This window comes from Micromonospora sp. NPDC049101, from assembly GCF_040648675.1.
Classification (GTDB): Bacteria; Actinomycetota; Actinomycetes; order Mycobacteriales; family Micromonosporaceae; genus Micromonospora.
This window is the reverse complement of the sequence record NZ_JBEZED010000059.1, coordinates 1-5,861: the sequence shown is the minus strand read 5'-3', so window position 1 is coordinate 5,861 and position 5,861 is coordinate 1. Positions and strand designations below refer to the sequence as shown.

Genomic DNA, 5,861 nt, shown 5'->3' with positions numbered 1-5,861 from the left:
CCGGATACCGGTGTTGTATCCGGGCCAATTCCCAACGCGGCCGGTCGTCGTCTGGGCCCGCCGCAGGCCGGCCAGGGGCTTTGACACACGCCCTAACGCCTCGGCCCTCCGTTAAGGGCTGACCAAGGTCCTTCCACTGGCCGTCGATACGTTTGCGAGTCGGCACGGCGCTCTGGGTCAATTCGACCAGGCCATCGGGGTTGGCGGTGACCGTCGTGGTGGGTGAACCTGCGGCGGTCGCCTCAAACAGCTTGCTGGAGCAGTGGCGTTGCGGGTGAGCTTGCTGAAGTCCGCCGTAGTTCCGTCATTCGAGACACCGATCCCACGGGCAGTGCCCTGACCAGGACCTTCAGGCTGGAGACCTCTTCGGCGGACCCGAAGGCGTGAGCGTTGGCGCCCCTGCGGAGGCAGTAGGGCGACGTCCCGCACATTAGCCGATGTGGGTGCACTCGATCTTGCGACATGCGGGCGGCTGATCGCGGCACCGCGGAAAGGGGTTGGGGAGCCTCCGGGACCGCGCCGCGCAGCCGGGCCGCCTCGGCGAGGGTGAGCGGTTGGGCCGGACGCGTAGCAGTTGGCGGGTGTCGAGGTCGAAGAAGCTCAGTGTCTTGTCGGTGCGGATGCCGACGCGTTGCCCGCCGAGGATCTCGGCGGCCAGGACGATGTGCTGGCCCAGGGAGACAAGGACAGCGACGCTCACCGCGCGGATCGCCGAGGGCAGCCGCGGTGGTGAGCTCCGCGCGGGTACGCCTTCCGCAGCCCGTAGACCGCGATCGCTGAACTCGTCACGCGACACCATGGGCGGCCGGTCTGACACCCCCTGACGCGGCCACCGCCACGCCGTTCCACCGGCTCGCGGTCAACCGCCGGTCACGAGCGCGGTTCGTGTGCTGGTTGTGGGCTGGGCGAACAGGCCGATGCGTCGCTGTTCCGGACCGAATTCGGTGGCGGCGATGGCAGCGGCCCGGTAGACCTGGGGAATCATTCGCCGCCGCAGATGGGCGCGGCAGGCGCTCGGCCACCACGAGGAGTGACAATGCGAGCAGCTTCCACGCTCCGGACCCCTGACCGTCTGACCGTGGAGTGCTGCTGTGGCCCTGTTGAACCTCGGGATCGTCGCCCATGTTGACGCCGGAAAGACCAGCCTGACCGAACGTCTGCTCTACGAGGCCGGCGCCGTCGCCCAGATGGGCAGCGTCGACGCCGGCACGACGCGCACCGACTCGATGGAGTTGGAGCGCCGGCGCGGCATCACCATCCGGGCGGCCGTCACGTCGCTCACGATCGGTGATCTGAGCATCAACCTGCTGGACACCCCCGGCCATCCCGACTTTATCGCGGAGGTCGAGCGGTCGTTGGCCGTGCTGGACGCCGCCGTACTCGTGGTCTCGTGCGTGGAGGGGGTGCAGCCGCAGACCGTCGCCATCTGGCGGGCACTGCGGCGCATCGGCGTGCCTACGGTGTTCTTCCTCAACAAGGTGGACCGCCGCGGCGCCGATGTCGACCGGGTGGTGGCCCAGCTACGCCAGCGGCTCGGCGCGCGTCCCGTCGTGCTCACCAGGGTCACCGGCCAGGGCGGGCACGCCGCCCAGGTCCGGGCCGTCGCCCTCGACGCCGACCCGCTGGTGGAGGCGGTGGCGGAGGTCGACGACGCGCTGGCGGCACGGTGGCTGGCCGACGAGCCGGTGCGCGTCCGCGAGGTTCGGCGCGCCATCCGCACGGCGGTACGCCGCTCGGTCCTCACTCCGGTGGCGTGCGGCTCGGCGATCACCGGAGCCGGTGTGCGGCAACTGTCCCACCTTCTCGCCGACCTGCTGCCGCACGGCAGGGATCGGAACGGTCCGCTGGCGGGTACGGTCTTCGCCGTCGACCGGGACGGGCACGGCCGGCGGGCCTGGGTGCGGTTGTGGTCCGGGCGTCTGCGCGTACGGGATCGGGTGCAGCTCGCCGGAGCCCGCCCCGAGACGGTGACCCAGATCGCGGTCAGCGAGCCCGACGGCGTGGTCGTGCGCCCCTCGGTGTCCGCCGGGCAGATCGCCGCAGTGCGCGGCGTGTCGGCCCGGATCGGCCAGCACGTCGGCGACCCGCCGCGGCGGCACGTCTACCGTTTCCCGCCGCCGACCCGGCAGGCGATCGTCGAACCCGTCGACCCCGCCCAGCGTCTGGCGATGTTCGCCGGCCTGGCCGAGCTGGCCGACGAGGACCCCTTGGTGGACCTGCGGCTCGACGAGCAGCAGGCGGAGGCGGTGATCCGCCTGCACGGCGAGGTGCAGAAGGAGGTGCTGGCCGCTCTCCTGAAGGATCGGTACGGCGTGCGGGTGCGCTTCTCCGGCACGCTGACGGCCTGCATCGAACGGGTCGCCGGCACCGGAGCCGCCGAGGAGCGGGTGCAGGAGCGCGGCAACCCGTACCTGGCCGGTCTGGGGCTGCGCGTCGAGGCCGCACCGGTCGGGCACGGCGTCGAGTTCCGACCCGGCATCGAGCCCGGCCGGCTGCCGCCGGCATTCGTCGCCGCCACGGAGGAGGGCGTGCGGGCCGCGCTCCGGCAGGGCCGGTACGGCTGGCCGGTCACCGACTGCGTGGTCACCATGACGGCTTCGCGCTACTGGCCGCGACAGAGCAAGCCGCACCAGAAGTTCGACAAGTCGATCTCGTCCGTGGCTGCCGACTTTCGCAATCTCGCGCCGGTCGTGGTCGCGGCGGCGCTACGCCGGGCCGGCACCCGGGTGTGCCACCCGGTCGAGCGGTTCGACGTCAACCTTCCGCAGCACGCGGTGGAGGCGGTGCTGGCGCTGCTCGGCCGACTGGGAGCGGTGGTGGACGACACCACGGTCGCCGGCGGCTACCTGGAGGTGAGCGGCACCCTGCCGTCCTCCCGGGTGCCGCGGGTCGTCGCCGCGCTTCCCGACCTCACTGGCGGCGAGGCCGTCCTGACCACCACGTTCGACCATTACGCGCCGGTGACCGGTCAGGACCTGCCGGCGCTGCCCCGGCGCGGACCCGATCCGGGCGACCGGGAGGCGTGGTTCCGTGCCGTACCGCGGTAGGCCGCCGACGCCGACGGCCCGGCTCCTCCGTCGGGAGGAACCGGGCGGTCGGTCTGGTCAGCCGACCATCGTGTTGCTGGCCCAGGTGGGCGTTGCGTCGCTGTCGCGGTAGAGGACCAGGTTGCCGTCCTCCTGTATCCACAGGGTCGAGGCGCCGCGACCACCGGTCCTGGTGGACCAGGTGATAGTCCCGTCGGCCCGGTAGAGTGCGAGGTTGCCGTCGGAGGCGTTGACCAGCCGTACGCCGTCGCGGGTGTTGGTCGCCCAGAGCGCGGCGCCGGTGCTGCGTCGGTAGAGCACCGTGTTGCCGTCGTCCTGCACCCAGAGTTCGAAGCGGCCGTCGGAGGAGCGCAGGCCGGCCCAGCGGCGCAGGGTCTGCCCGGTACGCAGGTTGGCCGGGACGGAATCCGACAGCCGGACCGACAGATCGCTGAAGATCGGCTCCTTTGGGGCGTAGTCCCGCGTCACCACACCAAAGTTGCACTCCGGGTTGCCGGAGTCGACGCAGGCGTCCCGGTAGGAGAACAGGAAGAGCGGCCCGGTGTAGCTGAGCGTGCGCCACAGGTGCGCACCTTGGACCAGGTGATCCCGGAGGGTCTCCCGACTCAGCGCGGTCGCCCCGGACGTGGGGTAGCCGAACTCAGTACCCCAGATCTTCTTCGCGCCGTCACCGTGCTTGACCATGACCGAGTGCACGTAGGCGAGTTCACCGCAGGGCGGATTCTCGCCGGACGGGCCGAAGAGGTTCCACCAACGGTTGACGCACTCGGCCTTGGCCGGGCCCAGGCCGGAGTTCCACGCCGGGTACGGGTGGTGCGCCACCGCGTCGAAGTACCGGCCGTACCCGTTGCGGTAGGCCCAGTCCAGCCAGAGCGCCGACTCGTTCGGGTTGCCGGTGCTGGTGACCGGGGAGCCGTTACCTGAGCCGCCGGCGAGCACCACACAGTCCGAGCAGGCGGCGTGGATGCGGGGATGGGCGAGCTGGACCAACTGCCAGTAGCGGGTCTTGCGGTCGGTGGCGTAGTTGCCGAAGCCCTCGTAGTCGCCGGAGCGCCCGATGTTCGGCTCGTTCCACACCTCGTAGGCGTGCACCCGGCCGCTGAAATGCTGCACGGTCTTGTCGACGATCGTGGTCCAGTCGGCGTCGACGGTGGGAAACCACTTGTCGGTGGTGTTTCCGCCGTTGGCCCAGGGGGGTGCGTAGGCGAGCACCATCAGCACCCGGATGCCCCGGTCGCGGGCGGCGTCCACCACCGGGTCGAGCCGGTCCCAGCGCAGCGCGCAGGTGCGGCACGGCTGCACGTACCACCAGTCGAGGTCGATGCGGATCATCGGCGTGCGACCGGGAAGGTAGGCGACCATGTCGTCCAGCCTGCGGTCGAGGCTGGTGTCGAGCAGTCCGCTGCCCTCGGCGAAGCCGACGTCGAACGGGCCGTGCGTTGCCGCGACCGGCACCCTGGCCGGCACCCGGCCGGTGGCACCCGGCGGTGCGGCCAGAACCATCAGCATGAGCAGGGCGAGCATGGCAAACGGCAGCCAGCGGGCGGGCCGACGGATCCGGTCCGGCAACCTGCCGATCGAGCTGGTCGACACTCTGAACCTCCCCGTGACGAGACAAATCCACCGCGGACGATGCCGCGGGTGAGTATCGCGCATGCCATCGGCGCCGCCGGAGCCGGCCGGGTGCCGCGGTGCCAGGGCCGCACGTACGGCTGGGGTCGCGTTCGCGCTCAGCGGAAGGCGTCGCGCGCAACGCTGTAATCGTGTAAGCATGTAATCAAGACAGCGTAGGAGGTTGCCATGTCCCCTCGTCTCGCCCCACCCGGAGCACGCCAGGACCCACCGCCCGCCGACGACGCCACCGGCTGGATCACCGGCGCGATTCCGGACGGATGGTTCTCCGAGCCACCGCAGGTGGTGATCGACCGTGACGAGATCATCATCTGGGGGCGTCTCCCCGAGCCTCACCTGGCCGACGACGCCAGCGACGCCGACCGGACCGCCGCCCAGGCCGGCCGGATCCACCAGTTCCGCGAGGACACTCGCGACGACCGGATCCGGGTCGCCCGACAGGCCGAGCACCGCTACCAGCGCAAAGTGGGCTGGGGCATCCGCTGCGGCGACACCGCACAGCTCTTCACCCACCTCGCCGCGCCGGTGATGACCCGACTGCGTCAGCCCGAGCGGCAGATCCTCGACACGCTCGTCGACGCGGGCGTCGCGCGGTCCCGCTCGGAGGCGCTCGCCTGGTGCGTCCGGCTGGTCGGCCGGCACACCGACGACTGGCTGTCCCAGTTGCGCCAGGCCATGACCACGGTGGACGACCTCCGTCGGCAGGGGCCGGACGTCGCCTGACCGCCAGCCGGCGGAGTTCACCCTCCGGCCGGCGGCCGGCACGGACGGGCCCCTATGTGACGGCGGCCCGTCCGTGCCGGCCGGATCTGCCGGCGGCACCTCCGGCTGATCTCCCTGCGGGGCCCTGTCCCCGGCGATATGTGCACGCGCATCGCGCGCAGGTTGGGTAGCGTGCCGACCATGATCGACCTTGTCGAGCGGCACTCCGTCCTCGCCGTGCTGGTCGCTTTCCGGGCGTAGGGGCTGCACGGCCCGGGTTCAGGCCACGACCGGGTCAATGAAACAGGTAGCCGAATTGAGTGCGCCCGCACAACTGTGGAGAGCTGCTGCGTGACGCCAGAAAGGTCGGCCTGCTGCCGGGCGGTGTGCGTGGGGGCGGAGAGGGGGCCTCAGCTCAGAAGCTTTTCCGTGAGGTCCATCAACCGCTCGGCGTCGCGGGGGTCGAGGGTCGGGAAACTG

The 5,861-nt window shown here is 71.1% G+C and carries 4 protein-coding genes; 2 read left to right on the top strand and 2 right to left on the bottom strand.

Going from position 1 to position 5,861, the window contains the following annotated elements; genetic code table 11:
- Positions 1 to 430 precede the first annotated feature (430 nt).
- The gene (locus AB0B57_RS36685; RefSeq protein ID WP_357081045.1) at positions 431 to 700 is read right to left on the bottom strand and encodes a hypothetical protein; all 270 of its coding nucleotides are present in this window, start codon (positions 698 to 700) and stop codon (positions 431 to 433) included.
- Between the two features lie 391 nt (positions 701 to 1,091).
- On the opposite strand from AB0B57_RS36685, the gene AB0B57_RS36680 reads away from it, so the two are divergent.
- On the top strand, positions 1,092 to 3,047 hold the full coding sequence (locus tag AB0B57_RS36680; protein ID WP_357081042.1) for a translation factor GTPase family protein: 1,956 nt from the start codon (positions 1,092 to 1,094) through the stop codon (positions 3,045 to 3,047).
- Positions 3,048 to 3,104: 57 nt separating this feature from the next.
- Here AB0B57_RS36680 and AB0B57_RS36675 read toward each other — a convergent pair whose 3' ends face one another.
- Positions 3,105 to 4,640: a hypothetical protein gene (locus tag AB0B57_RS36675; RefSeq protein WP_357081039.1), complete on the bottom strand. Its 1,536-nt coding sequence runs from the start codon at positions 4,638 to 4,640 to the stop codon at positions 3,105 to 3,107.
- Between the two features lie 207 nt (positions 4,641 to 4,847).
- On the opposite strand from AB0B57_RS36675, the gene AB0B57_RS36670 reads away from it, so the two are divergent.
- Positions 4,848 to 5,402: a hypothetical protein gene (locus tag AB0B57_RS36670; protein WP_357081036.1), complete on the top strand. Its 555-nt coding sequence runs from the start codon at positions 4,848 to 4,850 to the stop codon at positions 5,400 to 5,402.
- The last annotated feature ends 459 nt before the right edge of the window (positions 5,403 to 5,861 follow it).